The organism is Alteribacter salitolerans, assembly GCF_016901055.1.
In the GTDB taxonomy this organism is placed as follows: Bacteria; Bacillota; Bacilli; order Bacillales; family Salisediminibacteriaceae; genus Alteribacter; species Alteribacter keqinensis.
This window is the reverse complement of the sequence record NZ_JAFEUX010000016.1, coordinates 33907-59162: the sequence shown is the minus strand read 5'-3', so window position 1 is coordinate 59162 and position 25256 is coordinate 33907. Positions and strand designations below refer to the sequence as shown.

16 protein-coding genes, 1 tRNA gene and 1 riboswitch are annotated in these 25256 nt (G+C 46.0%); of the genes, 5 read left to right on the top strand and 12 right to left on the bottom strand.

The window, feature by feature from the left end; translation table 11 throughout:
* Positions 1-292 precede the first annotated feature (292 nt).
* From JSY36_RS19575 to JSY36_RS19545, 7 genes are all read right to left on the bottom strand, one after another.
* Positions 293-1330: a ribonucleotide-diphosphate reductase subunit beta gene (locus tag JSY36_RS19575; RefSeq protein WP_205167657.1), complete on the bottom strand. Its 1038-nt coding sequence runs from the start codon at positions 1328-1330 to the stop codon at positions 293-295.
* A 16-nt stretch (positions 1331-1346) separates the two neighbouring features.
* Complete coding sequence (locus JSY36_RS19570; RefSeq protein ID WP_205167656.1) at positions 1347-3542, bottom strand: ribonucleoside-diphosphate reductase subunit alpha; 2196 nt, start codon at positions 3540-3542, stop codon at positions 1347-1349.
* Positions 3543-3751: 209 nt separating this feature from the next.
* Positions 3752-3949: riboswitch (cobalamin riboswitch) on the bottom strand.
* A 249-nt stretch (positions 3950-4198) separates the two neighbouring features.
* Positions 4199-4672, bottom strand: coding sequence for a tRNA (uridine(34)/cytosine(34)/5-carboxymethylaminomethyluridine(34)-2'-O)-methyltransferase TrmL (gene trmL, locus JSY36_RS19565; RefSeq protein ID WP_205167655.1), 474 nt, complete (start codon positions 4670-4672; stop codon positions 4199-4201).
* 364 nt (positions 4673-5036) lie between these two features.
* The gene (locus JSY36_RS19560) at positions 5037-5939 is read right to left on the bottom strand and encodes an amidase domain-containing protein (RefSeq protein WP_205167654.1); all 903 of its coding nucleotides are present in this window, start codon (positions 5937-5939) and stop codon (positions 5037-5039) included.
* Between the two features lie 183 nt (positions 5940-6122).
* Positions 6123-6653 carry a methylated-DNA--[protein]-cysteine S-methyltransferase gene (locus JSY36_RS19555; protein ID WP_122895974.1) on the bottom strand — a complete coding sequence of 177 codons (531 nt, stop codon included), beginning with the start codon at positions 6651-6653 and terminating at the stop codon, positions 6123-6125.
* 98 nt (positions 6654-6751) lie between these two features.
* Positions 6752-7897: a tRNA epoxyqueuosine(34) reductase QueG gene (queG, locus tag JSY36_RS19550; protein ID WP_205167653.1), complete on the bottom strand. Its 1146-nt coding sequence runs from the start codon at positions 7895-7897 to the stop codon at positions 6752-6754.
* Positions 7898-8031: 134 nt separating this feature from the next.
* Positions 8032-8105: transfer RNA gene (locus JSY36_RS19545), tRNA-Gly, on the bottom strand.
* Between the two features lie 127 nt (positions 8106-8232).
* On the opposite strand from JSY36_RS19545, the gene JSY36_RS19540 reads away from it, so the two are divergent.
* Positions 8233-8619: a DUF302 domain-containing protein gene (locus tag JSY36_RS19540; protein WP_205167652.1), complete on the top strand. Its 387-nt coding sequence runs from the start codon at positions 8233-8235 to the stop codon at positions 8617-8619.
* Between the two features lie 266 nt (positions 8620-8885).
* Here the strand turns inward: JSY36_RS19540 and JSY36_RS19535 are convergent, their stop codons facing one another.
* Positions 8886-9086 carry a DUF2188 domain-containing protein gene (locus JSY36_RS19535; RefSeq protein ID WP_122895971.1) on the bottom strand — a complete coding sequence of 67 codons (201 nt, stop codon included), beginning with the start codon at positions 9084-9086 and terminating at the stop codon, positions 8886-8888.
* A 194-nt stretch (positions 9087-9280) separates the two neighbouring features.
* Between JSY36_RS19535 and JSY36_RS19530 the strand changes: the two genes are divergently transcribed.
* On the top strand, positions 9281-10159 hold the full coding sequence (locus tag JSY36_RS19530; RefSeq protein ID WP_205167651.1) for an SDR family oxidoreductase: 879 nt from the start codon (positions 9281-9283) through the stop codon (positions 10157-10159).
* A gap of 338 nt (positions 10160-10497) precedes the next feature.
* On the opposite strand, the gene JSY36_RS19525 is transcribed toward JSY36_RS19530, so the two are convergent.
* Positions 10498-13545, bottom strand: coding sequence for an efflux RND transporter permease subunit (locus tag JSY36_RS19525; RefSeq protein WP_205167650.1), 3048 nt, complete (start codon positions 13543-13545; stop codon positions 10498-10500).
* 238 nt (positions 13546-13783) lie between these two features.
* On the opposite strand from JSY36_RS19525, the gene JSY36_RS19520 reads away from it, so the two are divergent.
* The 3 genes from JSY36_RS19520 to JSY36_RS19510 all read left to right on the top strand — a co-directional run bounded on the left by JSY36_RS19520 (position 13784) and on the right by JSY36_RS19510 (position 17171).
* Positions 13784-14686, top strand: coding sequence for an aldo/keto reductase (locus JSY36_RS19520; protein WP_205167662.1), 903 nt, complete (start codon positions 13784-13786; stop codon positions 14684-14686).
* 435 nt (positions 14687-15121) lie between these two features.
* Positions 15122-16021 (top strand): DUF4349 domain-containing protein, encoded by a 900-nt coding sequence (locus JSY36_RS19515; protein WP_205167649.1) that lies wholly within the window; start codon positions 15122-15124, stop codon positions 16019-16021.
* A gap of 127 nt (positions 16022-16148) precedes the next feature.
* On the top strand, positions 16149-17171 hold the full coding sequence (locus tag JSY36_RS19510) for a L,D-transpeptidase family protein (RefSeq protein WP_205167648.1): 1023 nt from the start codon (positions 16149-16151) through the stop codon (positions 17169-17171).
* A gap of 737 nt (positions 17172-17908) precedes the next feature.
* Here the strand turns inward: JSY36_RS19510 and JSY36_RS19505 are convergent.
* From JSY36_RS19505 to JSY36_RS19495, 3 genes are all read right to left on the bottom strand, one after another.
* Positions 17909-21262, bottom strand: a complete 3354-nt coding sequence (locus tag JSY36_RS19505; RefSeq protein WP_205167647.1) for a GH36-type glycosyl hydrolase domain-containing protein — start codon at positions 21260-21262, stop codon at positions 17909-17911.
* Positions 21263-21367: 105 nt separating this feature from the next.
* On the bottom strand, positions 21368-23542 hold the full coding sequence (locus JSY36_RS19500; RefSeq protein ID WP_336511549.1) for a glycoside hydrolase family 3 N-terminal domain-containing protein: 2175 nt from the start codon (positions 23540-23542) through the stop codon (positions 21368-21370).
* A 245-nt stretch (positions 23543-23787) separates the two neighbouring features.
* Complete coding sequence (locus tag JSY36_RS19495; RefSeq protein WP_205167646.1) at positions 23788-25248, bottom strand: sulfatase family protein; 1461 nt, start codon at positions 25246-25248, stop codon at positions 23788-23790.
* Positions 25249-25256: the final 8 nt, after the last annotated feature.

The window sequence follows — 25256 nt, the reverse complement described above, 5'->3', positions numbered from 1 at the left end:
TATAATAGTAGGCAGTAGCGGAAGACGGCGACTCCAGCGGGAAAAGCAACAGCTGAAGACCCCGCAACGGAGTGAGGAGGCTGAAGCGTTGCCCGCGGAAAGCGTCCGTCTGAAGCGGATGCAGGATCTCTGCTTTTATGTGCAATTCATACTAGATCCTTTATTATTAGTGTACTATAAATATCTGAATAGTTGGATTATTAAACACAAAAAGAAAAGGCTGTTGAGAAAAGACTTTCTCAACAGCCTGAGGGCTGTCTCATTTTTTGAGACAGCCCTTTGCCCTTCGTTCCTATAAATCATCAAAGCCGTTATCGGCTCCCACTTTTGTGTATTGTCTGGATTTTTGTTCAAAAAAGTCCGTTTTTCCGCCGTTAACATCTTCATAGACTTTGATCCAGCGCATCGGGTTTTTCCTGTGGCCATCAAACGGACGTTCGATCCCCAGTTCATTTACTCTTTTATTTGCCATAAATTTAATATAGTCTTCCAGGTCGGTCAGGTTAATCCCTTCAATTGGCTCCCTGAAAAGGTACCTGGCCCAGTTAATTTCAAGCTCGGCGGCTTTTACAAAGGTTTCCCGGACAAATTGATGATTTTCTGCAGTGTTCAGTTCCGGGTTTTCCCGAAGCAGCTCCTTAAAGATATTCGCAAACAGCTGCACATGGAGTTGTTCATCGCGGTTAATATAATTGATCATCGTTGATGTGGAGACCATTTTCTGATTTCTTGCCAGATTGTAAAAAAAGCTGAACCCGGAGTAAAAGTTAAGTCCTTCCAGAATGACGTCGTATACAATCGACTCCATGAATGTCTGAGGTGTCGGGTTCTTGGTGAAAGCTTCGTATCCTTTTGCGATAAAGTCATTTCTCTCCCGTAAAACTGGATCGCTTTTCCAGTATTCAAAGATTTCGTCTTGTTTGTTTTTATCCGTTACGCTCGATAAGACATAGGAATAGCTTTGGTTGTGAACCACTTCCTGAAAGGAAAGCACGGTCATCAGGGCACTTAACGACGAGTCAGTCAGATACCTGGCTACGTGCATGGAGTAATCCGTCTGGATGCTGTCAAGAAACGCCAGAAGACCGATAATTTTATTAAAAGCTTCCTTCTCCGTGCTGCTGAGGGATTCATATTGTTTCACATCGTTGGACATGTTGATTTCAAAAGGTGTCCAGAAGTTTGCAAGCATGTTTTTATACAGGGGATAAGCCCAGCTGAACCGGGTGTCATCCCAGTTCAGCACGTTTGAGCTTTGTCCGTTAATGATGCCTGTTGAAGCGTTCGGGGCTGAAACATCGTAAAGCTTTCGTTCTTGTAATCTCGTCATCGTCATCTCTCTCCTTTTAGCTGGCGCAGCTGTCGCATTCTTCGATTTCACTTGATGTAGACCTTACGTAATAGGTAGTCTTCAGCCCCTCTTTCCAGGCATGGATGTGAAGAGCCAGAAGGTCCTTTGCTTTGATCGTGTTTTTCACGTACAGGTTAAAGGAAATCCCCTGGTCAATATAGCGCTGACGTGCGGCGTTCTGCCGGATGCTCCAATGCTGATCGATCTCGTGTGCCGCTTTATAAAACCACGTCGTTTCACTGGACAAATCCGGTGCCGTAACGGGAATACGGTAGTTTTTCTTTTCCTCGGCGTATTCTTTCCGGTAGATCGGGTCGATCGATGCAGTCGTACCAGCAAGAATTGCTGTTGACGAGTTGGGGGCAACGGCCATTAAATAGCCGTTTCTCAGGCCCCACTGTTTCACCGTGTTCATTGTGCTTTTCCAGTGCCGGCCAAGGCCGCGTTTGGTAAAGTACAGCCCGTTTTCCCAATCAGATCCATTGTAAGCCGGGTAGCTCCCTTTTTCTTTGGCAAGCTCTGCACTTGCCTGAACGGTAAGGCGAGCAATGTTTTCATAAAGTTCATCTGCAAAGGCAACAGCCTCATCACTTTCCCAGCGGATCCCCTTCAGGGCGAGAAGGTGATGCCAACCGTAGGTGCCGAGACCGATTCCACGGTACTTCTCGTTTGTGAGCTTCGCCTGGGGCACTTCCAGCCTGTTCACATCAATGACGTTATCGAGCATGCGAACCTGAATCGGGATGAGGCGCTTCAGAACATCGTCAGGGATTGCTTTGGCAAGATTAATCGAGCTTAAATTGCAGACCACATAGTCACCGGCCGTTTTTGTAATAAGGATTGTGCCGTCTTCCGTTTTTTCTTCCGTAACGGTGGTTTCACTCATGTTCTGCATGATTTCGGTACAAAGGTTCGAGCCGTAAATCATCCCTCTGTGGCTGTTCGGGTTCATCCGGTTGGCTTCATCCCGGTAAAACATGTAAGGTGTGCCGGTCTCCAGCTGGGAGATCATGATCCGCTTCATAATATCGATGGCTGGTACTTCCTCCCGGGAAAGCTGAGGATTATTTATACAGGCCTCGTATTTCTCCCTGAAGCTGCCTGCCCCTTTTTCCTCGTCGTAGCAGTCCTCCAGTGAAAAGCCCATCGTCTGTCTGACTTCATGTGGATCGAACAAGCACCAGGCTTCTCTTGCTTCGACTTTTTCCATAAACAGATCAGGCAGGCTGACTCCCGTAAAAAGGTCGTGAGTCCGTTTTCGCTCGTCACCGTTGTTCAGCTTTGCATCGAGAAAAGAAAAGATATCTTTATGCCATACGTCCAGGTAAACAGCGATGGCTCCCTGCCTCTGGCCGAGCTGATCGACGCTTACCGCAGTGTTGTTAAGCTGTTTCATCCACGGAAGAACACCGGATGAATTTCCTTTGAATCCTTTGATCGATGATCCTTTTGAACGGACCTTTCCAAGATAAATACCGATTCCTCCTCCGTTTTTGCTTAGAGTTGCCGCGTCGGTTGTGGAGTCAAAAATGCCTCGCAGGCTGTCATCCATCGTGTCAATAAAACAGCTGGACAGCTGGCCGTGGGTTTTCCCCGCATTAGCGAGGGTTGGCGTTGCTACAGTCATATACAGATTAGCCATGGCCCAATAGGCTTCTTTTACAAGGGTCAGGCGGACATTCTTTGGCTCATGCTGCATAAGAACCATGGCGATGATCATAAAACGTTCCTGGGGCAGTTCTACCGTTTTATTGTCATGGCTTTTAGCCAGATAGCGGTCGATGAACGTATGTAACCCCAGGAAGGTAAATTGTTTATCGAGGTCCGGGTCCAGTGTTTTCGCCAGCTCACGCTGTTCTTCCTCGCTGTAGCCTGCTTCGAGTTCATGGGAGTAAATGTTCTCGTTCGTAAGATATCTGAGCGTTTCCGGAAAACGTTCATAGGCCTCTCGAACCTCGCAAAAACGTTCTGCTGCAATGGTTTCATAGAGTTCCTTAAGGCGGTATCTTCCTGCCACATAGGTCCAGTCGGGCTCCTCGGGATGCATCCGGTCCAGTGCCTGCTGCTGCAGGTCCTTCAACGTTGCTGTTGTGTTCCCTGTTTCTTGCGGCCAGTTTGTCCACGTAAGGTTTGGAAACTCAGCGATAAGCTGGTATGTCAGTTCGGAATGGCGGGTGATTGTTTTTGTCATTGATGGAACCCCTCTCTTTTTGGCAAAATAAAAAGCTCTTTCCACGAGGGGAAAGAGCTGGTTTTAATGGTAGACGGCAGGTAACGGTTGAGGCTGAGGTAAATAACGGTCTCATCTCCATTTGAAAAATTAAGTACCTTTTTCAAAAAGGTGAGTTTACCTGATCCTCTATTGACCTGCCGCTCCATACACTCAATCCCCGAAGGTATGAAACTGTCGAAATTCAGGCAGGTCTCCTGACTCATGCGTCGTCCTACTTTGAGCCTTCCCATACCTCTCGCGCTCAATCGAGCGGCTGCTGGTACAGTGGATCTCATTTCGTCGGCATTCACAGTTGCGGGGACAGTTCCGGTTTCGGACCGGATTCCCTATTAAGTCTGCATGACACCTGAATTTCAGCGTTAATACTATATATTGTGTTTTAGTGATGATCGCTGTTGCTTATTTAGTATTTTAGTAGACGGTGATCATGTTTGCAAGGAATATTTTTATAGGGAGGGATATTTGAGTCTTTTGTGCCAAAAAAGAGGACAGCCTTTCCGGAACGGCCCGTTGTGCGGAAAGGCTTGGTTTACTGGCTTGTGGTGTGGGAGGGTTTTGATTGTAGAACGAGCGCTTAATCCTGAAGACCCGCTCCTGCCTTACGAGAGTGACTCCTACGTCAACTCTCCAAACGACTGCTGGCGGAGCGCCTCATAGACGAGGATGGCTGCAGTGTTGGACAGGTTCAGGGACCTGACTTTATCCGTCTGCGGTATTCGGAAACAGCGGTCGGCATACTTTTCTGTAATGCTTTCAGGCAGGCCCGTTGTCTCGCGGCCGAAAACAAAGAAATAGTCTTTGTCTGTTTCACTGTAGTCAAATTCGTGATAGTACTTCTTCCCGATCGTTTCAATAAAGAAGAATTCCCCTTCTTCATAGGAGTCGATCAGCTCTTCCAATGAATCATAATAATGAATCTTAACGCTTGGCCAGTAGTCACACCCGGCACGTTTCAGCATCCGGTCGTCTGTTGAAAATCCGAGCGGACGGATCAGGTGGAGCGATGTATTCGTACCTGCACACGTTCGGGCAATATTCCCCGTGTTTGCAGGGATTTCCGGTTGATACAAAACAACATGAATTCCCATAACTGATTCTTCACCTCAAAAAAATCTCTGCTTTCCACCAAGTATTATACCACGAAAAAGTTCAGGGGTCTGTCCCCGCACAATATCCGGTTTTCCATTGACAGAAGCTCTCGCATCTGACGTGCGCCGTGTTCACGGCTGGTGGTCCTGTCAATAGGATAAGCAAAAAGTTCAGGGGACAGACCCCTGAATTTTTCCCGAGCTTTTTTGTGACTTCAAAAGGTGTCCGGCAATGGCTCCGCTCGCTACTCGCCCAACACGAGAAACCCGTTCGTGCCGGGCTTTTAAAAGAGGGTAGCGGCTTGCCTCATTGCTTCAGAGGGGGAGCCATAAGGTATAATGCCACCTTATGGCTCCCCCTCTTTTAGTCTTTGACGTGGAAGAATTTATATTTGATGTTTGGGGTCCAGGCAGTGGAGTCTTCGTATGCCCAGTAGCGCATCCGGCTGTTCGTGGTGTTGGCGTTTACAAGGGGCATGTTTTTATCATCCTTGGCTACAACAATGGTGGTGTGCTGCCAGTGACCGTCACCGGTGAAATCGTAGCAGATCACATCTCCTCTTATGAGGTCTTCCGGTGAAGACACTTCTCTTGCACGGATGGTGGATTTCACTCCGCTCATGTACCACCTGAAGGCATTGGCCACGGTCCAGCTGTAGCTCCACGATTTGCCGCTGTACCACCACCCTTTTGAACGGTTCCCGGCCCCTGTCATGGGGATCCCCCCGGCCTTCAGGCACTGCGAAAGATAATTCGTACAGTTATTCTCAAATTTCTTATAGGCCGGGTTTGACGTATTCCAGTATCGTTCTGCGTATTTGACAACCTCAAGCCTGTTATATCCTCTGTATGAGGCAGGCTCCTCAGTTTCCACACCGAAACTCTGATTTTCCCGGTCGCCTTTTTCTTCCATCCCGTCCCCCTCTTCCATTAGCAGATAATCATCAGCAAGATCATCGTCAATGATCACAGCGCGGCGGTACTGAACCTGCTCTTCAAAATAGAAGCGCTTCCCGTGACGAACGAGATGCTGGAAAACGAGAACGTAATCGATCATTTCATGATCTCCGTAGTTTTGCTGGCTGATCACCTGACCGTCTACGATGTTTTTCACAATCTCGGCACCACGCTTATGGTACTGATCCATTTTCCTTTCGTAGGCTTCGCTCTCGTGATTTCTCAGATAAGGCGGGTCTTTATGGCTTGATACATAGCATTCATGACAATGCTTCACATATTCCTTTAATCGTCTGAGTCCCCTGTTCATCGCTACGCCCCCTTGTAATGCTCTACCACCATCCTATGCATTAACCTGCGTCACTCATGCTAAAGCCGGAGCTGAATGGTAAAGGGACAAGGCTGTCGGTGAAAAGGAAGACGGGCTCTGATTCTGATTTTACGCCTTTCAAACAAAAAGAGCCCCTGCATGATGCAGAAGGCCCGAAAGTCATTATGATATTTTCTCTATGGCACCTTCCATCCTAAGAAGGTGTTCTTTTTTATCCAGTCCGCCTCCGTATCCGACCATGGATCCGTTATTTCCGATCACACGGTGACAGGGTACGATAATGGGAACGGGATTTTTGTTGTTGGACCCTCCGATTGCACGAACGGCCTTTGGTGCACCAATCTCCATCGCAATCTGCTTATAGGACTTCGTCTGCCCGTAAGGAATTTGATTGACCTGTTGCCAGACGAGGCATTGGAATTTCGTGCCTACCAGGTCCAGTTCGACATCAAATGTGGTACGTGTGCCGGCAAAGTATTCATTTAACTGCTCTACAACCGGCGCAAGCTTTTCTCTGTTTTCTTTCAGCTCGGTATTCATGTAATGTTTCTTTGTCCATGTAGTAATGCTTGAACACGTTTCTTTTACCGGACCGAATTCGATTAAGCATACACCAATATCTGTGCTTGCAATCGTTAAGGCTCCGATCGGACTATCCATTTCCGTATAGTAAATGAATGACCGTTTCGACATAACTAACCCCTCATTTCAGTCCTATCTAATCATTCTTTCCAATGCCACTCAGAAAGTGATATCCCTATCCTACTGGACAAGGCCACTACTTTCCAAGGTTATAATTGCTCATTTAACAGGATCTCAAGCCCTTTATGAATCTCAGCTTGCACATCCGTGTCCTTTTCTCTTTCTTTCGCCTGTTTAAGGGCATTTTCTGACTGTTCACCGCCGCCTATCGTTCCGATGGCCCACGCTGCTGTTCCACGGATAACCGGACGCGGATCCTCTTTCAGAAGAGCATAGAGTGCCGGCAGTGACGATTCTTCTTTAAAGTGGGCTAAAGCAATAATCGCATTGCGCTGAATCGGCTTCTTCCCTCTCCATGAACCGGAAATGCGGCCGTACGTGTTCTTAAACTCACGGTTACTGATTGTAAGGAGAGGTTCGAGCTTCGGTTTTACCACCTCCGGGTCCGGCTCCATTTCATCGTGATGGTGGAAATCCTTCCCTTTGTTCTCCGGGCAGACAACCTGGCACGTATCGCACCCATACAGACGATTCCCCAGCTTTTTACGAAAGCGGTCAGGAAGAAATCCCTTGGTCTGTGTCAGGTAGGCAATGCATTTGCCGGAATCAAGCTGTCCTCCTTGAACAAGAGCGCCTGTCGGGCAGGCGTCCACACATTTGTTGCATGTGCCGCACTGGTCTTCAATGGGTTGATCCGGTTCCAATGACACTGTTGTAACCATCTCACCTAAATACATATACGACCCGAACTCCGGAGATATGATAGCACAATTCTTTCCGCTCCAGCCGATTCCCGCCCGTTCAGCTACAGCCCTGTCAGACAGCTCTCCCGTGTCTACCATTGATACACTTTTGGCATCAGGGACCTTTTCCCCAATAAACGCTTCCAGCTTCTCAAGCTTCCGGCGAAGGATATGGTGGTAATCCTCTCCCCAGGATGCTCTGCAGAAAATACCGCGCCGGTCCCCTTTTTTGGAAACCGGGGCGTTTTTCATTTTTGATGGATAGGCCAGCGCGATGGCAATAATGGTTTTTGCTTCAGGCAGAAGTCGTGATGGTTCGGTGCGCTTATCAAGATCCGGCTCTTCAAACCCGGATTCGTAGCCCAGCTCTCTGTGAGTAATGAGTCGTTCTTTGAGCGTCAGAAAAGGATCGGTTGACGCAAATCCGATTTGATCAATGCCTATGGTCTTACTATATGCAATGATTTCTTCCTTTAAATGGGCTGATGTCACTGTTTCCACCACCTTCCTGAAAAATAAACCTTTTTGCCCGCGCCTGCAGACTTTAGTCTTTTTATTTTTTTTACACAAGGAAAAAGCAGTATTTCATTTAAAAACGAAATACTACTTTGAATTAACATCGTATTTGGAGCGGGTGATGGGAATCGAACCCACATCATCAGCTTGGAAGGCTGAGGTTTTACCACTAAACTACACCCGCATATTCGTGACTTGTTACGTATTTTACTACCTGCCATCCTCAATGTCAAATTTATGGGTGACAGGTTTAATGGGGGGAAAAGAAGGTAATATTCTCCATGAACCCAAATACATAGGGAGGTATGAAAATGAGTTTTGATTTCACTGTAAAATCGGAAAAGAGTCCTGTGCAGCTCGTCAATGACCTTGAAATGACCTTGAAAGATGAATCATTCGGTGTTCTCTGGTCTTTTAATGTAAAAGAAAAACTGGAAGAGAAGGGGCTTGGATATGAGGATGATTACTTCATCCTTGAAGTCTGCAACCCGAAAGATGCCAAGCAGGTACTGGAGCTTTCAAAAATGACCGGCTATTTCCTCCCGTGTAAAGTCGTTGTTTATACGGAAAACGGCGAGACATATGCGGGAATGCCTAAACCGACGACCCTCATGGATCATGTCGACCATTCTGAAGTAAGACACGTGGCCAATGATGTTGAACAGAGAATGATGGCCTGCATTGAAAAAGCAGTATAGGGTCTGTTCCTTATATTAAAGGAAGCTGGGTCAAACGTGTTTTAGTCAACGAGAATCCGAACGAATAACATGCAGTGCAAATCGCTCCTGAAATATACTCCGCTATGTTATCACATCGTTCAGATTCTCACCTACACACTTTCTTTATGTCCCAGCTTCTTTATTTTCAATTCGATCTATTCAGCAAAAGAAACGCTCTTCACAAACAAAGCTTTTAAAGAGGCAGCCCCCAAAATGGGAGGCTGCCTCGTTTACATATGATGCCTTTATCTATAAGTCTTTTCATCCACAATGTCGTTGTGATGGTTGTAGATAATCAGGCGCGCGGGACGATTGTCGTCCGCTGCTTTTTCCGCATGACGGATCGCTTCATCCATCTTCGGATAGGACTTTTCGGGGGAAACGTCTTCGATTTTCACAAACCATTCATCCGCATCTTTGTTTGGTCTAACCGTATATTCTTTCATTTATGCCGACCTCCTTCTAGACGAGTTGTCCTTGTTGCCAACGAGCTCGTACTGTGCTATTTCCGTAAAAGTGAAACATTAAACCTGATTACTCAAAAGAGGCCCAAAGAAGGAGAAAATCAATAGCCGGTTTATGATTTGGGAAAACTGGAAATGGAAAAAGAATACTGACTTAATAAGGAGAGTGACAGAATATGAAATATGAAGAAGTAAAAAACATGCAGGCAAAAGGCCAGCCCAAACAGATGCAGCAAAAGCAGCCCGGAATTGAATCGGAAATGGATCCAATGCCGATTTTCGATGATCCTGACTATATTGGCAGCGGCAAGCTGAAGGATAAAGCGGTCCTTATTACCGGTGGCGACAGCGGAATTGGCAGAGCAGTGGCTATTGCCTTTGCAAAAGAAGGAGCAAATGTAGCCATCGTTTATAAGGACGAGCATGACGATGCAGAAACAACAAAAAAGCTCGTGGAAGATAAAGGTGTCAGATGCGTACTTTACGCTGGCGATATCGGTGATGAACAGTTTTGCCGGGACGCTGTTGAAAAAACTGCAGGTGAATTCGGGAAGCTGGACTGCCTTATCAACAATGCCGCAGAGCAGCATTATGCGGAGGATCTCCGTGATATTTCCAGCGATCAGCTGCACCGGACGTTTCAGACGAACATTTTCTCGGCCTTTTACTTCACCCAGGCTGCTTTAGACCATTTAAAAGAAGGAAGCACTATTATCAATTCCGTTTCCGTCGTAGCCTACCGGGGCCAGCCGGTACTTATGGATTACGCCGCAACAAAAGGCGCACTCGTTGCCCTTACCCGCTCTCTTTCAGAGAATCTCGTATCAAAAGGGATCCGAGTGAACGGTGTTGCACCTGGACCAATCTGGACACCTCTTATTCCTGCTTCCTTCCCCGAAGAACAGGTGGCCAAATTCGGTACAGACAGTCCGATGGGACGCCCGGGACAGCCGGCAGAGCTGGCACCAAGCTATGTGTATCTCGCTTCAGGGGATTCCACATACGTTTCCGGTCAGGTGATTCACGTAAACGGCGGGGATGTTGTTAACGGATAGGTGACTATGTAGTATTCCAGTTTAATGGAAGCAGGTCTCCATTTTTAACTACCACACCGCAACCTTAATCATCACGTCTTTTCTCAAGCAGCCAAATAGAAACGTTCTTTTTGTACAGGTTGTTGTTTTGACATAAACACAGGTATTGCAGATGAAGCCTGTATACCCTTCGCGTTGCGGGGTCTCACCCTGGTTCCCACTCCCGCATGAGTCTTCGGGTACTCCCGCTTCTTCATACGTTTACGAAAAGCCACAATTTTTCCCCAAAGCAGCTAACAAAAAAACGCTCCCAATAAAAAGAGCCCGGAGGAATTATTCCCCCGGGCTCTTCTTACACTCTAAGACGCTACATCAATTACTTCAGCATCTTTCTTTTTCTTTCTCGTAAACAAACGTTTTACTCCTCTGCCAACATCTTCAAACAGAAGATACACGGACGGAATCAAAACGAGGGTAATGAAGGTGGCAAACAACAGGCCGCCGATGATCACAGTTGCCAGCGGTGCCTGATACGCGCTTGCACTTCCGGTAGCAAGGGCAAGAGGAAGCATGCCTCCTACTGTGGTGAGCGTGGTCATAAAGATCGGACGGATACGGTTTTTTCCTGCTTCTTTAACCGCTTCATGCACCTCAAGCCCTTCCGTCCGCAGCTGCTTCGTGCGGTCAATCAGAAGAATCGCATTGTTTAAAACAACCCCGATAAGCATGAGAAGACCGAGAGCCGAGAGTACGCTTAGTTCCCTTTGCGTAATGAGAAGAGCCAGAATCGATCCAATGACCGTCATCGGGATCACACTCATTACAATAATCGGGTGAACAAGACTGTTAAACTGAACAGCCATCACAAGGTACACAAGAAAAATGGAGATGGCAATTACCACAAGAAGCTCCATCATCATTTCCTGCTGGGTTTCCAGATCTCCGGCAGTTGAAACCGTGTAACCGACAGGCGTTTCAAAGTCACCCACAACCTGCTGTACGTCTCTTGAAACAGACCCGAGATCCCTTCCCTCAATTTCAGCTGAGACTGTCACGTACCGGTCACCGTTATCCCGGCTGATCATCAACGGTGAGTCGATGGTTTCCAGACTCACGTATGAAGATAACGGTTCAACTCCGGCTGCTGTAACGAGTTCATACTCGTTCAGGGCTTCCTGGTTGTCTATGACAATATCGGATTTTGCCATCACCGGAATCGTCACACCATTTTCCGTCATTTCACCAACAGGTGTACTGGAGAACGACCCCTGAAGCTGCCCGAAAATCTCGGTAGTAGTCAGTCCGCCTTCTTCAAGGGCTTCCTCATCAAAAACAAACTGTAGTTCTTCACTCGTTTTTTCCATGGAAGCAGACACGTTTACGAGGCCATCGATCCCTTCAAGTTCACCCGAAAGACGGTTGCCGATTTCCTGAATCTGATCCAGACTGTCCCCTTTGATCATGAGCTGGATCGGTGCGCCTCCCATCGGGCCTGTGATCATCCCTACACTTTTCACCGGATACTCCTCTTCCAGTTCACGCAGTGCCTCATTGATGGCTGTGTTCACTTCATCCTGCGGGGTCGTGATTTCATCCCCTCTTGTCATATTAATAAGAGTAAACAGGTACTGGGGGTCATCAATAATGACGTTCGATACCACATCCGGCACCTGAGACAGCTTTTCATTTGCAGCCTGGACAATCTCATCACGCTCAGACGGCGTCAGCCCGCTTTCAAGCTCAACCCCGATTTCCGCGTATCTGTCGTACACGTCAGGTATTAAGGTAAGGGGAACCTTCGTTGTGAGTGCAATTGAGCCTGCAAACACAAGGAAAAACACAAAGATCAATGAATAACGGCGGCGCTTTTTACCGCTCAGCCAGCTGATCATATTTCCGTAACCTTCAATAATACGACTGTCTTTTTTCTTTTTCCGGTCCCTATCCCTCAGCTTCAGGAAGTTCTCCGCCAGGGCCGGAATGAGGGTAAACGACACGACGACCGAACTCACCAGGGTGATTACGACAACCACACTGAGAATAAGGATAAATGCGCCCATTTCCCCGCCGAACAATCCGACCGGAACAAATACAACGACGGTCGTCAGCATGGAGGCGATAACGGCGGTAGCCACTTCACGAACACCTTTGGTTACAGCTTCCATCCCCTGATATCCATGCTCTTTCTTCCGGTAAATGGACTCCAGAATAACAATGGACGCATCCACCATCATACCGATTCCAAGCCCGAGACCGACAAGGGTCAGGATATTCAGGCTGTAGTCAAACATCCACATCGTGGCAAAGGTCAGTAATATTGAAACCGGAATCGTAAGACCGATGATCACTGTCGCCCGGAGGTTTCGTAAAAACAGCATGAGAATAACGAGGGCAAGCATCCCTCCAATAAGAATGTTCTGGGTCACCCCATCGAGAGCGCTGCTCACATAGTCAGCCTGTGTAACCAGTTCGCTGAAAGAAAAGCCGATCCCCGCTTCATGGATACGGTCCACTTCCGCCCGGACTGCTTCTGCCATATCAAGCTGGGTGTACCCGCTCGCCCTCCCGATTTCAACAAGAATGAAATCCCGGCTCCCGTCTTTCCAGGCAATCGAAGATTGCTGATTGTTCTGAACCGCAACCTCAGCCAGATCACTGAGAACAACGGGACCATTCATCGTTGGTACTGCTGTATTTTCAATATCTTCAATGGATTTAAACGCAGTATCCCAGCGGATCGACGGTTCGTTCTCTTCCTGAACCAGCTCTCCGAGAGACATATTCATGTTTGTCTGCTGAAGGATCCCTACGACCTGCCCCATATCAAGCCCGTTTTCCATGAGCGCATCCCGGTCAAATTCGATCACATATTCGTTCTCTTCCAATCCGCTCAGCCGGACTTCCCTAACGGACGACAACCCTTCAAGGCGCGGCTTTACTTCATTTCTTGCAAAGGCACTCATCTCTTCCATTGATCCGCCTGAGATTTCCATGTAAAACTCAAAGCCCTGATCCGTACTTATGGGGAAAACATCAATGAAATTTACTCCGCTCACCTGCGATTCAAGGCTGCTCAGGCTGGCCTCTATTTCCCGGGTCGCTTCTTTCATCCGGTCTTCTTCAAACTCAACAAAAATCGAACTGCTTCCCACAGTCGAAGAGGACTGGTAGGACTTAACCCCGTCCGTGGCGCTTAACACCTGCTCAATCGGTTTCGTGAGCCTTTCCTCCACGTCCAGCACCGGCATATCACCGGCATTGGCTGTCACGAGCGCCATATCAAAATCAATGGATGGTATCAGCTCCCGATCAAGCTTATTAATCGAATACAGCCCTACCATCAAAACCAGTACAACCATAAGTCCAATCACAATTTTTCGTTCCAGCAGTTTTTGCAGCAACCCCATCTTAATCCCTCTCTCTATTCAGTTTTACTTCCTTTTTTACGTACGATTTACCTCCGGCACAGGTTTCCATAAAATGTTTAATTTTCACAATTATAGTGTACTTCATAGAAAAGACCTACACGACATGCTGAAGGCTGTTTTTATCTCAGCCCCAGGACTGATATGAGTAGCACCTCCCGCCATTCCATGGTTAAATAAAAAGAGTAGTCTCACATACATACAATAAGGAGTGCTGATGATGGAACGCATTACATTAACAAATGACCTTTCCTTTTCCCGCATCGTCCACGGTGCGTGGCGGTTAAATGACTGGAATTATACAACGGAGCAGACCACTTCTTTAATTGAACACTGTATCGAGCAGGGAATTACAACCTTTGATCACGCCGACATTTACGGCGGCTATACGTGTGAGGAGCTGTTCGGCCGCGCCCTTCAGGCAAAGCCCGGACTCCGTGATAAAATGGAGCTCGTCACAAAGTGCGGCATTGTCCTTGAATCACCAAACCGTCCCGAGCACAAATCCCACCATTACAATACGTCTAAAGAACATATCATCCGCTCTGTGGAAAACTCATTGAGCTCCCTGAAAACCGATTACATTGATACGCTCCTCATTCATCGTCCCGATCCGATGATGAATCCCGAAGAAGTGGCAGAGGCGTTCTCGGAATTGAAGGATTCGGGAAAAGTACGGACTTTTGGGGTGAGCAACTTCAAGCGTCATCAGCTGAATATGCTCCAGTCCTATTTAGATGATAAGCTCATCACCAATCAGGTGGAGGTGTCTGCCTACGAGCTTGAAAACATCCATGACGGCACACTTGATTTATGTATGGAACACCGGATGCCTGTGATGGCCTGGTCACCGCTTGCAGGAGGGGCTGTTTTCTCGGGCAACGGCGAAAAAGCCGTACGTTTAAGAGATACGCTTACTAAAGTCGGTGCAGAACTCGGTACTGAAGATATTTCCGAGGTGTTGTATGCGTGGATTCTGAAGCATCCGGCAACCATCATGCCGATCGTCGGGTCCGGTAAAACAGCCCGTATTGATTCCGCTGTCCGGGCACTAGGTCATAAGCTTTCGTTGGACCAATGGTTTGAAATTCTGCACGCATCAATGGGGCATGACGTCCCTTAAGTTTTTTCAGGCTCTTTGAAGGATAAATCCTTTGAAGGGCTTTTTTAATGGAGTGGTTTTCCATGTGAGGATATTGGAGTTCTTCGAAACAACCGAGGGTGACGGAAGAGGATTATTCTATCAAAAACCAACTTAATTCTATCAATAATGAATTTTATTCTGTCAAAAAAGCAATTTATTCTATCAATAGCCCAATTTATTCTGCCCAAAAGAAGTGCAGCATGCCAGCGGGAAGATATTATATTAAATACCAACTTCATTAAGGAATTCTTAACATTCAGGCGGTCATTATTCATATAAAAGCGTCAATCCTTAACAATACCAGGTGAATTTTTAACACAAATCCGAAAATCACTTTCACCTGCGGCCTTAAAAGCTTGTAACTTTTTCCAACCCTCCTCGTCTCATAGGTAAAAGACCATAGGGGGTCAAAAAATGAATAGAAAAATTGTGGTACTGCTAGGCGCACTTCTTCTCCTCTTTACCGCGTGCAGCAACAGGGCTCAGGATGAAAGCATGGACAGCTACACTGAGTCAGATATGGCGGCTCAGGATGACAGTGCAGGATTCTCAGGTGAAGCCGGCTATGATGGTGCTGAAGAAATGGACATGGAAGAGATGGAAACCGCCCAGAACAGCGAATCATCTCAGATGATTATTTACAACGGGGACCTTTCCATTGAAGTAAGCAACTTCGACACTGCCCAGGCAGCCATCCAGGAGGAAGCAGAAAGCCTCGGGGGATTTGTGGTTCAGTCTTCCGTTCATCAGCGGGGAACGACGGATGACCGCTCAGGAAACATGACGATCCGCATTCCCCAGGAACATTTCTTTCCGTTTATGAACAACATCGAATCTTCAAGTACACGTGTGCTGGAAAAAACGTCAAACGGAAATGACGTCACAGAAGAGTTCGTGGACCTCGAATCACGTCTTCGCTCTCAGGAAATTCTTGAAGAACGCCTCCTTTCCTTTCTGGATGGGGCGGAAAACACAGAGGATCTTCTTGAAATCTCGAGAGACCTGTCTGAGGTCCAGGCTGAAATTGAACACCTGCAGGGACGGATCAACTACCTGGAAAACCACGTGGCACTTTCTTCCGTGTACATTCACATTCAGGAACGGGCCGTCCCTTCCATTCAGGACCGTGAAACACTGAATACATTCGAGCGGGCGCAGAGTCTGTTTATGGATACCGTCAATGTGATCATTTCCATCTTTTCCGGCCTGATTGTGTTTCTTATCGGTCTCTCACCGGTCATTGTTCCCCTTGTTATCGGAGCCGGCGCAATTTACCTCTTCATCATAAAAAAATCATCAGATACTTCGGCATAACCAAACTTACCAGGCATGAACCTCATGCCTGGTATTTTTAGAATATTCTTTTATTTCAAATTCTGGAAAGCGGACAACCAGCCCCTCATATAGTTTATTAATTTTCAAATTATGGGGGAATGTCATCATGAGGAAACTGCTTCTGTGCTACATACTGGTCGGGCTGGTTTTTCTGGCATGGCAAGTGCCATCAGCTTCCGCTTCCAGTAGTGCCGACCAATTAATTATTATTAACAAGTCGAACAATCAGCTCGCATTCTATGAAAACAACAAACACGTCAAAACGTTCAGTGTGGCAACGGGAAGATCAGCCAGCATGACACCTGAAGGAACATTTAAGGTTGTTAATAAAATTACCAACCGCCCTTATTATACCGGCAATATTCCAGGCGGTGACCCAAGAAATCCTCTCGGCAACCGGTGGATCGGCTTAAATGCCAATGGAACATGGGGAACGACCTATGCGATCCACGGAAACAATAACCCTTCTTCAATCGGCACCTATGCAAGCGCCGGCTGTATTCGCATGCACAACGAAGAAGTAAAGTGGCTTTATGACAAAGTGAAAGTCAATACACCGGTTGTTATCGTCTCATCCAGCAGCTCTTTCAATACGATTGCAAAAGCAAACGGCTACAACCTTGACGGCAAAAATGTCTCCGTTCCTGTGAACAGTTCCACTCCTACTCTCCAGCGGGGAAGCCGAGGTGCCGCAGTAACCGACCTTCAAAGACAGCTTACACAAAAAGGCTACGACACAAAAGGAGTAGACGGGATATTCGGACCTCTCACAGAGTCTGCCGTTAAAAAGTTCCAGAAAGACAATAAAATCACCTCTAACGGTGTAGTGGGATCCCAGACATGGAACGCCTTGAAAAACGCCAAAGCGACCGCTCCATCCAATTCAACAGCACCCAAAAAAACAACGTCCACCACAGCCCCTGCTACGAGCCAGGCTACAGTCAGACAAGGGAGCCGTGGATCCGCTGTCACTAACCTGCAGACCAAGCTCAGACAGCAAGGCTACAGCATCTCTGTTGACGGTGTATTCGGGCCCCAGACACGCAGCGCCGTCATCAGCTTCCAGCGTAAAAAAGGCCTGACCCAGGACGGCATCGTCGGACCAAAGACATGGGGAGTGTTGAACTAGAACGGATTAACATGGTGTTATAATGCTTCTGGTAAAATTTCTTTCATTAAGAAAACCCATTCCTTTTTAGAACAGGAATGGGTTTTCTATGATTTGCTCTTTGTAAATATGCTCTGTGAAACTCGGATGTTGATTTCCGCTCATTGCACTCTCTTTCCGCGGGGGCGCCGGTGAGCCACCAAGAGGTTTATGCCTGCTTCTTCCTCTACTAGTAACGCTACGCAGATACGTATGTCGAAGCAACTCGCAGCTTATTCGTGGTGTGACCGCTCGCTGCTCCCGCAGGAGTGTCGCGCATTCGCTGCAATCAACATTTCTTTCTAAATCAAAAATGATATTTTACACAGCCAATAAATAAAGGCCTCAAACCTAAATTGTGTTAATAAGAAGGTTACCTATCATTAAACCTTAGTTTGCCTGGACCCAAAAAGCGATATTTCCAAATAGAAACAATATGCTTAAACAGCCCACACTCCGTCCCCGACTTCCACGTCTTTCTTATCTACAAATTTGCGCTTATGTTTTCTCATCTTACAGACTCCTTTTTGGTGTGGAGCTATAGAACAAGGGAAAAAGGTAAATAAAGGTTTTCAAACAAAAGAAAAGTCGAATGTGGTGAAATGTTAGAAGGCATATAACCCGTTCATCTGTTCTATTAAGTATAGGCTCACACCGTTTAAAAAGATTCTACAAAAACAGAGAGGCCATCAAACTATTGTATGTTTGATGGCCCCTTGCTATTTTACGTTAACATAAACATCTATACTATTTTGTCCATCTGTCAGACACTTATCCAGCAATGTTTTATCAACCTTGAACCCACCTGTCCGGTAACGGTTTGATAAACCCTCTGTACTTGTTGCTTCTCCATTAATGAATACTTCTTCTGTTCCTTTATTTATATGATAAATAAAGGTAACCGGCAGTTCTTTAAATGTGTAGTCAAACCTCAATCCATCAAGGTGTGCCGGCAATACCGGGTCAATGATCAAATCACCTGATTCAACACGCACTCCTAAACAGTTGGAGATTAATTGATTCATGTAAATGCCGGGGCCGCTGGAGTATATACGCCACCCGCCTTTAACCTGAACATCTCCATCACGGAGTTCACTGAACCTCTCTTCTGCTTCATAGCGAGTCTTAAAATCTCCATCCGAACTGCTGAAATAAGCATTACTTTGACGCCGCTTTGCATTCGGTACAGCTTTTTGAATTTGAACCGGATTAATAACCTCAAGTCCGCGCCACACTTCATCATTTTTCCCCAGCTTTGCCATTGCTTCTATAAACCGAATGTGAGCATGAACATATTGCAGACCTATTTCTCTTCCAAAGTTCGCAGCCTGTTCTGCTCTCTTAAAGTGTCTGCTTACTCCCCCGGAGTAATTTGCAGGTTTATTCATCAGACGAACACCATCAGGACAATACAGATTTTCTTTAATGATCTTAAAATGGGATTCTGCTTGTTCTTTTGAAAGAAGTTCACTTATCATACTTCTTGTCATCGGCAGCAGTCTGTATTTAATCCCCGTTTTTTTGTCCTCTGGGTGGACCATTAATTCCGGCTTTTCCTGGTCCTCCATATAAACAAATCCAGGGATCACATCTGTATTGAGCATATAACGATTAAAATCCCTCTCAATACCATTGACCAATTGTGATAATTCACTGGCATCACTTTTCGATACATTTTCCAAAGCTGATGAAAACTGCTTAAGAACCTGATAGGTCAATGACACTGTCCAGCTGCTGACCATGTACTGTTTTAAGCGGGCATTGGCAGGCTGAAGCGTATCATCCCAGTCCCCATCACCATAGGAAGACAGATGAGTATCATGGAGGAAATGTTCTTTAATGTAGTTAATCTGTTTCTTTACATGTTCATGGAGTGAAACTGTTTCTTCAGTCAGAGTAAAGTCGCAGCGCCTTGTATATGGAACCTGCTCCTGCAGAATGCTGTAATCACTTGTTACAGAAAGATAGTCTCCAAGTACTTTCAGCGGCCAGACTATGATATCACCGTGGCTTTCACCGGACTGAATTTGTGAATACTTATCGAACATAAACCACTGCGGCCAATTGCCGTCATCGTCAAATTGATGTGTATAGACTTTTTTAATAATCTGTTTCACAGAATCATAGTTTTGGGTGGCCATAAAGAATTCTGCCGGACCCTGGCAAACGTCCCGTGTTCCCCATGCTGCCCCGCCATACTGCTCAAGTCCGTGGGGGGCGGAGAAATGGACAAGCATATTGTGGGTGTACCACCAAGCCAGTGTATTGACTTTAGTCAATTCCTTTGTTTCATGATTACCATTCGATAATTTAAAGCCATTCATTACTTTTCTCAGGTAATCACGGTAACGAGTTACTTCTGTTTTTTCTTCTTTATTTAAAAACGGGGCGTGTTCACCATCCAGGGATCCTTTAACAAGCATCGTCCACTTGTCTGAAGGAGTAAATTCTAAAACGATAAGGGAAGCAGAGCCAGGTTCCACACCGGAAACAAGCTTGCTTTCATTATGGATATCATAGGATACACCTTCTACTTTAAGCTGATAGTTCAACTTTGGGTAAACCTGAGCACTGTCAGATGACGGATCTGCGAAGAATGATAACTTCTCACCATCTGTCTTTACAGAATAGGCGACGTCCATTTCGTGATTGTTCAATGCCACTTGATTGGTAATAAGACACCTGTAGGATTTCCCGTTTTCTGAGCGGAAATTAAGCTGTACATCCTGATCATCGACAGTTGTAAAGTTTGTAATGATCACAACGTCATCGTCCAGTTTGTAGTACCATCGTGTATAGTTAAATCCGATTTCATAAAGAGATGGGAGTGTTAAAAGGCGATAGCTGCCCCCATTTTCTATATAAATACGCTGACCGGAGGTTTTCATCACATTCAAAGCGTTTCTGGCATTTGTGAGCATTTTATTAAATGATGTATTGCCCACTACCAGCTGAGAATTGAATATCCCGTACATAAATGATGTAGTTGACAGTGTTTGATCAGTAAGTTTATCATTTTGCCCGCTCATTAAAATATGACCGTGAGGACGTTCGGTAACGAGCTCTTTTTCCTTCAAAACCACATGCTCGTAAGTGTCGGTAAAGAACGATAATAACGTATTTCCATCCCACTCCTCCTGGTGGCGTTCAGGAAAATAGGCATCAATCTCTTCTTTTGTCATAGCAGAACCCAAAAGCGGATCACCTATTTCAGAAGATCTCCTGACTTTATCAACTTTTTCAACATCACTTTTTTCCTCGGCCTGCACTTCCTCCCAAGCCTCAAGCACGTTTACCTTGCCTTTTAGCTCAGTCAGCGCTTCTTCTTGATTTTCGCTGACAAAACCATAAAATACGAGACGCTCTTGTTTTTTTAACACTACCTGCCCTGTTTGAAGTCCTGTATAAGCAAACTCATATTGATAGATATCATTTGGCAAACTCTTCTCGGTAAGTGCTTCCGGGCGGTTGGATTCCTTATAGGAGGTTCCAAAAAATTGAAAACCGTCTGTTGAATATCCTCTGCTTCCCGTGAGTGATCCTTGCTGTATATATGGGTAACCTCCGGGCTGAGGCTGATTTTGACGGGAACAGACTACGTATCCGAAATCCTCATCCTCAAATACGGAATGGTCAATATATTGAGCAACGTAGGCTTCATTATTTCTTACAAAGCCTTTGCTTCCAAGTCCGAGATCCTGGCCGTAAATCACATCTACCGTTTCACCATTTCCATTGATCAAAATGTCCCAAAACCAAATATTCTCCTCAGAAAGGTGGAAGGTCACTTCGTAAGAAACACCTTCTGCTGTCCCCTTCCAGACAACCTTTGTCTGTGAATAATAAACCTCACTGTCAGATTGAATACCGAGTAACGGGAAGGAACTGATTTCTTCTTCATGATGGATCCGCAGATACAGGTTATTCAAACTTCCATCAACAGGGTTTGCCACCCACTGGTTTATCATGATGTTTTTAAATTTCGCTTCAAGTATATCGCCGCTTGATAAGAATCTGAATTCAGAATCTCCATTTTTTATGGAAAACGGCGCTTGCATTGCTACTTCATTCATATATGCAACCTCTTTTCGTTATATTTCACTGCTGTCATTCGTCTTAATTAAGACAATGCGTATGAATCTATCCTGACTTTCCTCACCTGACACTTCTCCACATTATCAAACACGCTGGAAGGAAGACGTCAAAGAAAAGTTCAGCGGTTCACCAGTATTACTGTCAGGGCCTATAAATGCCACAAATTCTCCCGGATCACTTTTAAATGTTAAGTCCGAATGATGATACCTGAGCATTTCTTCCGAAACCGTAAAGCTGACTTTCTCTGATTGTCCCGGCTCTAAATACATCTTCTTAAATCCTTTTAATTCCTTTAACGGCCTTACCACTTCTCCTGTTACATCCCTTACGTAAAACTGGACAACTTCCTCACCGGGAACATCCCCTGTATTGGTCACTGTTACGGATGCAGACAGCGTTTCCTGACTATTGAATGCGTCAGCAGAAATCTGAGGCTCATTATAGGAAAAAGTTGTGTAGCTCAGGCCAAAACCAAACGGCAAAAGAGGCTCATTTGGAATATCAAGATACTTGGACACATATTCCGTAACAGGCTCCAGTTTAGGGCGTCCGGTATTATAGGCATTGTAATAAACCGGCACCTGCCCTACGGAATACGGAAATGACATGGATAATTTACCTGAAGGGTTTTTATCACCATAAACGAGATCCGCAATGGCATGTCCCCCTTCTGTTCCCGGATACCATGCTTCAAGAACGGCATCAGCTTCATCAATGACACCGTGCAGGTCAAGAGGGCGTCCGTTAAACAAAATCACCGAGACGGGTTTGCCGAGTTCCTTCAGCTTTTTAATCAATTCAAGCTGTACTTCAGGCAGACGGATATCTGCCCGGCACTTTGCCTCGCCGCTCATTTTTGAATGTTCTCCCAGTGCAAGTACAATGACGTCAGCTTTTCGGGCTGTCTCTACTGCCTCTTCAAATTCTCCTTCAAGAGCCGTTACGATATCACAGCCACGGGAAATAAACAGGTTCTCACCTTTTGTTTTTGTTTTGAATCCATCAGACAGCTTCACTGCGTCCTCTTTCGATCCCTGCCATGACCAGGGCCCGAGTAGATCTCCGCTTTCTGCAAAAGGTCCGATTAACGCCACCTTCTGCTCTTTATGTAACGGCAATACGCTTTCATTTTTAAGCAATACACACGATTTCACCGCAAGTTCACGTGCACTTTGGCGATGGCTCTCACAAAGTATCAGTTCTTTTTCCTTCTCTTCATCTGCTCCACGGTAAGGGTTTTCAAACAGACCGAGCTTTTCTTTCAGTTTCAGAATGCGGAGAACGGAATCGTCTAGAAGGTGCTCATCCACCTTTCCTTCTTCCACAAGACGTTTCAGATGTTTTACATAACAGGTTGTCATCATCTCAATGTCGACACCGGCTTCGATCGCTTTTTGCGCCGCTTCTGCTTCATCAGCTGCCACTCCATGAGCAATCGTTTCTTTCACTGCGCCCCAGTCGGAAATGATGACTCCGTCAAATCCCCATTCATCACGGAGCAAATGTCTCATTAATTTTTTGTTTGCTGATGCCGGAATGCTGTCAACTGTATTAAAAGCGGTCATGACCATTTCGCAGCCTTCATCCAAAGCCGCCTTGTAAGCAGGCAGAAAGGATTCGCGAAGCTCCCTTTCTGACATGTCAACAGTATTATAATCCCGTCCGCCTGCCGGGGCACCGTAAGCAGCAAAATGTTTTACACAAGCTGCCACCCGGTCCATGTCCGTTTCCAGGTTCTCCCCTTGAAATCCTCTGACAAAAGCCTTTGCAAATGATGCATTTAAAAAGGAGTCTTCACCAGTTGACTCCATTACCCGCCCCCACCTTGGGTCACGAACCAAATCAACCATCGGAGCAAAGGTTACATGTACTCCTGAGACAGATGCCTCTTTTGCAGCAATTTCTGCACTCATTTCGGCAAGATCTGTATCCCATGAACAGCCAATCGCTAACGGAACGGGAAAAATTGTCTTAAATCCATGAATAATATCTGCCATCATTAACAGAGGAATGCCGAGCCGGTTCTTTTCCAAGTGTGCTTTTTGAATACTTTTTACTTCTTCAGCACCAGCGCCACCCAGAACTGAGCCACTGTTATGAACGGTATTCAATTCAATGCCCATCTCTTCCATCGGACCTGTGATTTTCCCCTTTTGTCTGGAGCCTTCATAAAATAAGGTCGCTAACTGCATTAGCTGATCCACTTTTTCTTCCCGAGTCATTTCTTCAAGAATGGCTTCCACTTTATTTTTAGTCACTTAGCTTCCTCCTCTGTATTTTCACATGTGTATCTTTATTGAAACGTTACAATAAAAGAACAAAAAAAGAGTTTTGTCTTTCCGGTAGTTAAGACCACACCTTTATTGAAACGTTTCAATACATTTATTATATGCTTCATTGTAAACGATTTCAATATTATTTTGATAATTCTTGAAATAGTTATCCTAGAGGGTTGGCGGCAACCTGTCCGCCGCCAACGTCAAGGTAGTAAAAACGGATTTCTCTACTTTACTTCTTTCTGCTTATAACGTTGTTCCAGTCTGTCTGCAGCCGCAAGTCTGTTTTCTTTACGCAGCTTTTTTAGGTAAGATTCAAGAGTCATATCATCCCTTGTATGGAAAGGGCCGCCTTCGTGTATGACGTTCCACATCGGGTCAACCGGTAAATCGGATACTTCCATCTGACGGGCATACCATTGGTCAAGTAAATACAGCCCTTTGCCTGTAACCTCCGGCTTTTCCTCTGCCAGGTTTGTTGTTTCATGTGGGTCATTTTCAATGTCAAACAACATGTACTCAGGGAATTCCTTTAAGCCGTCATGGTAGGTTCGAATGAACATCCAATTATCAAACCGTACGCCTCTCTGGCAGCTCCAGGCACACTGACTTACGACAAGATAGGGACGTCCAGCTGACTTTCCTTCTGTAAGTGACGGAAGAAAGCTGACGCCATCCCACTTTTTACGCCTTTTCTCTCCCAATAACTCTACTAATGTAGGGCCTAAGTCAATCTGGTAGTGAAAATCCTCGTCTACGTGGCCTTCCTGCACTCCCGGACCTGCTATTATACAGGGAATCCGGCAGGTGATATGGTCTGCTGTCTGGTGATCACCATAGACATTCAGCTCACCTTGATTTTCCCCGTGATCAGATGACAGGATAATGATGGTCTCTTCAAGAATTCCCTGTTCTTCAAGAGTTTCGATGATCTTCCCAACGTGATCATCCACATAACGGATTGCGGTATCGTAGCCATCAACCCATTTTTTAAAATCTTCCCGGCTTTTTATTTCATCCGGCAGATCACCCCATTGCTTGACCCGGGGGATGTCCCTCGCACTGTATGGTCCGTAACTTTCCCCGTGTTCAGTAATCATTTCATCCGTCAGCCATTCCGGGGCAGGATCGTGTTTGAACGGATTTCCGAATTCTTCCGGGGTCCGGTATGGGGTATGCGGGTCCCAAAAATTTAAGTACAGGAACCAGTCATTCTTTTCTGTTCCACGGTCTTTAATCCATCGTAAAGCCTCTTTTGATACATCATCAGCTGTTTCAGCCGCGTGTTTTCCTGTATCCTGTACTTCAAGGAATCCTTGCAGTACGTGCCAGGCTCCATGTCTGTCCGGGAAGGGACTGATAATGGCTGTATGATGCTTCTTTGACCGGAATACATCCACCCAAGCCTGATGCTCCGTATGATGAAAATTAAACGGACGCCCCTGTCCTACCGGTCTTTTATCAGCCTGCAGACCTCCGTGATTGACCACGCCATTATGAATTCCGTATTGTGAACTGAACATCGCTGTTCTGGATGGGGCACATGGTACGTCAGAGGCATAGTAATTCGTAAAACGCGTGCCTCTCTCAGCAATACTGTCGATATTGGGTGACGTGTTCCGGTGATATCCATAGCATCCAAGATGGTCAGGTCGTAACGCATCAATATCAATATAAAGTATTTTCATAGACGATC

What these genes read in the sequence shown, in the direction of transcription:
- JSY36_RS19520 (WP_205167662.1), top strand. Translation starts at nt 13,784, where the DNA reads ATGGAACGCATTACATTAACAAATGACCTTTCCTTTTCCCGCATCGTC.
- JSY36_RS19575 (WP_205167657.1), bottom strand. Translation starts at nt 1,330, where the DNA reads ATGACGAGATTACAAGAACGAAAGCTTTACGATGTTTCAGCCCCGAAC.
- trmL (WP_205167655.1), bottom strand. Translation starts at nt 4,672, where the DNA reads ATGGGAATTCATGTTGTTTTGTATCAACCGGAAATCCCTGCAAACACG.
- JSY36_RS19510 (WP_205167648.1), top strand. Translation starts at nt 16,149, where the DNA reads ATGAGGAAACTGCTTCTGTGCTACATACTGGTCGGGCTGGTTTTTCTG.
- JSY36_RS19570 (WP_205167656.1), bottom strand. Translation starts at nt 3,542, where the DNA reads ATGACAAAAACAATCACCCGCCATTCCGAACTGACATACCAGCTTATC.
- JSY36_RS19540 (WP_205167652.1), top strand. Translation starts at nt 8,233, where the DNA reads ATGAGTTTTGATTTCACTGTAAAATCGGAAAAGAGTCCTGTGCAGCTC.
- JSY36_RS19495 (WP_205167646.1), bottom strand. Translation starts at nt 25,248, where the DNA reads ATGAAAATACTTTATATTGATATTGATGCGTTACGACCTGACCATCTT.
- JSY36_RS19530 (WP_205167651.1), top strand. Translation starts at nt 9,281, where the DNA reads ATGAAATATGAAGAAGTAAAAAACATGCAGGCAAAAGGCCAGCCCAAA.
- JSY36_RS19560 (WP_205167654.1), bottom strand. Translation starts at nt 5,939, where the DNA reads ATGAACAGGGGACTCAGACGATTAAAGGAATATGTGAAGCATTGTCAT.
- JSY36_RS19535 (WP_122895971.1), bottom strand. Translation starts at nt 9,086, where the DNA reads ATGAAAGAATATACGGTTAGACCAAACAAAGATGCGGATGAATGGTTT.
- JSY36_RS19505 (WP_205167647.1), bottom strand. Translation starts at nt 21,262, where the DNA reads ATGAATGAAGTAGCAATGCAAGCGCCGTTTTCCATAAAAAATGGAGAT.
- JSY36_RS19525 (WP_205167650.1), bottom strand. Translation starts at nt 13,545, where the DNA reads ATGGGGTTGCTGCAAAAACTGCTGGAACGAAAAATTGTGATTGGACTT.
- JSY36_RS19515 (WP_205167649.1), top strand. Translation starts at nt 15,122, where the DNA reads ATGAATAGAAAAATTGTGGTACTGCTAGGCGCACTTCTTCTCCTCTTT.
- JSY36_RS19555 (WP_122895974.1), bottom strand. Translation starts at nt 6,653, where the DNA reads ATGTCGAAACGGTCATTCATTTACTATACGGAAATGGATAGTCCGATC.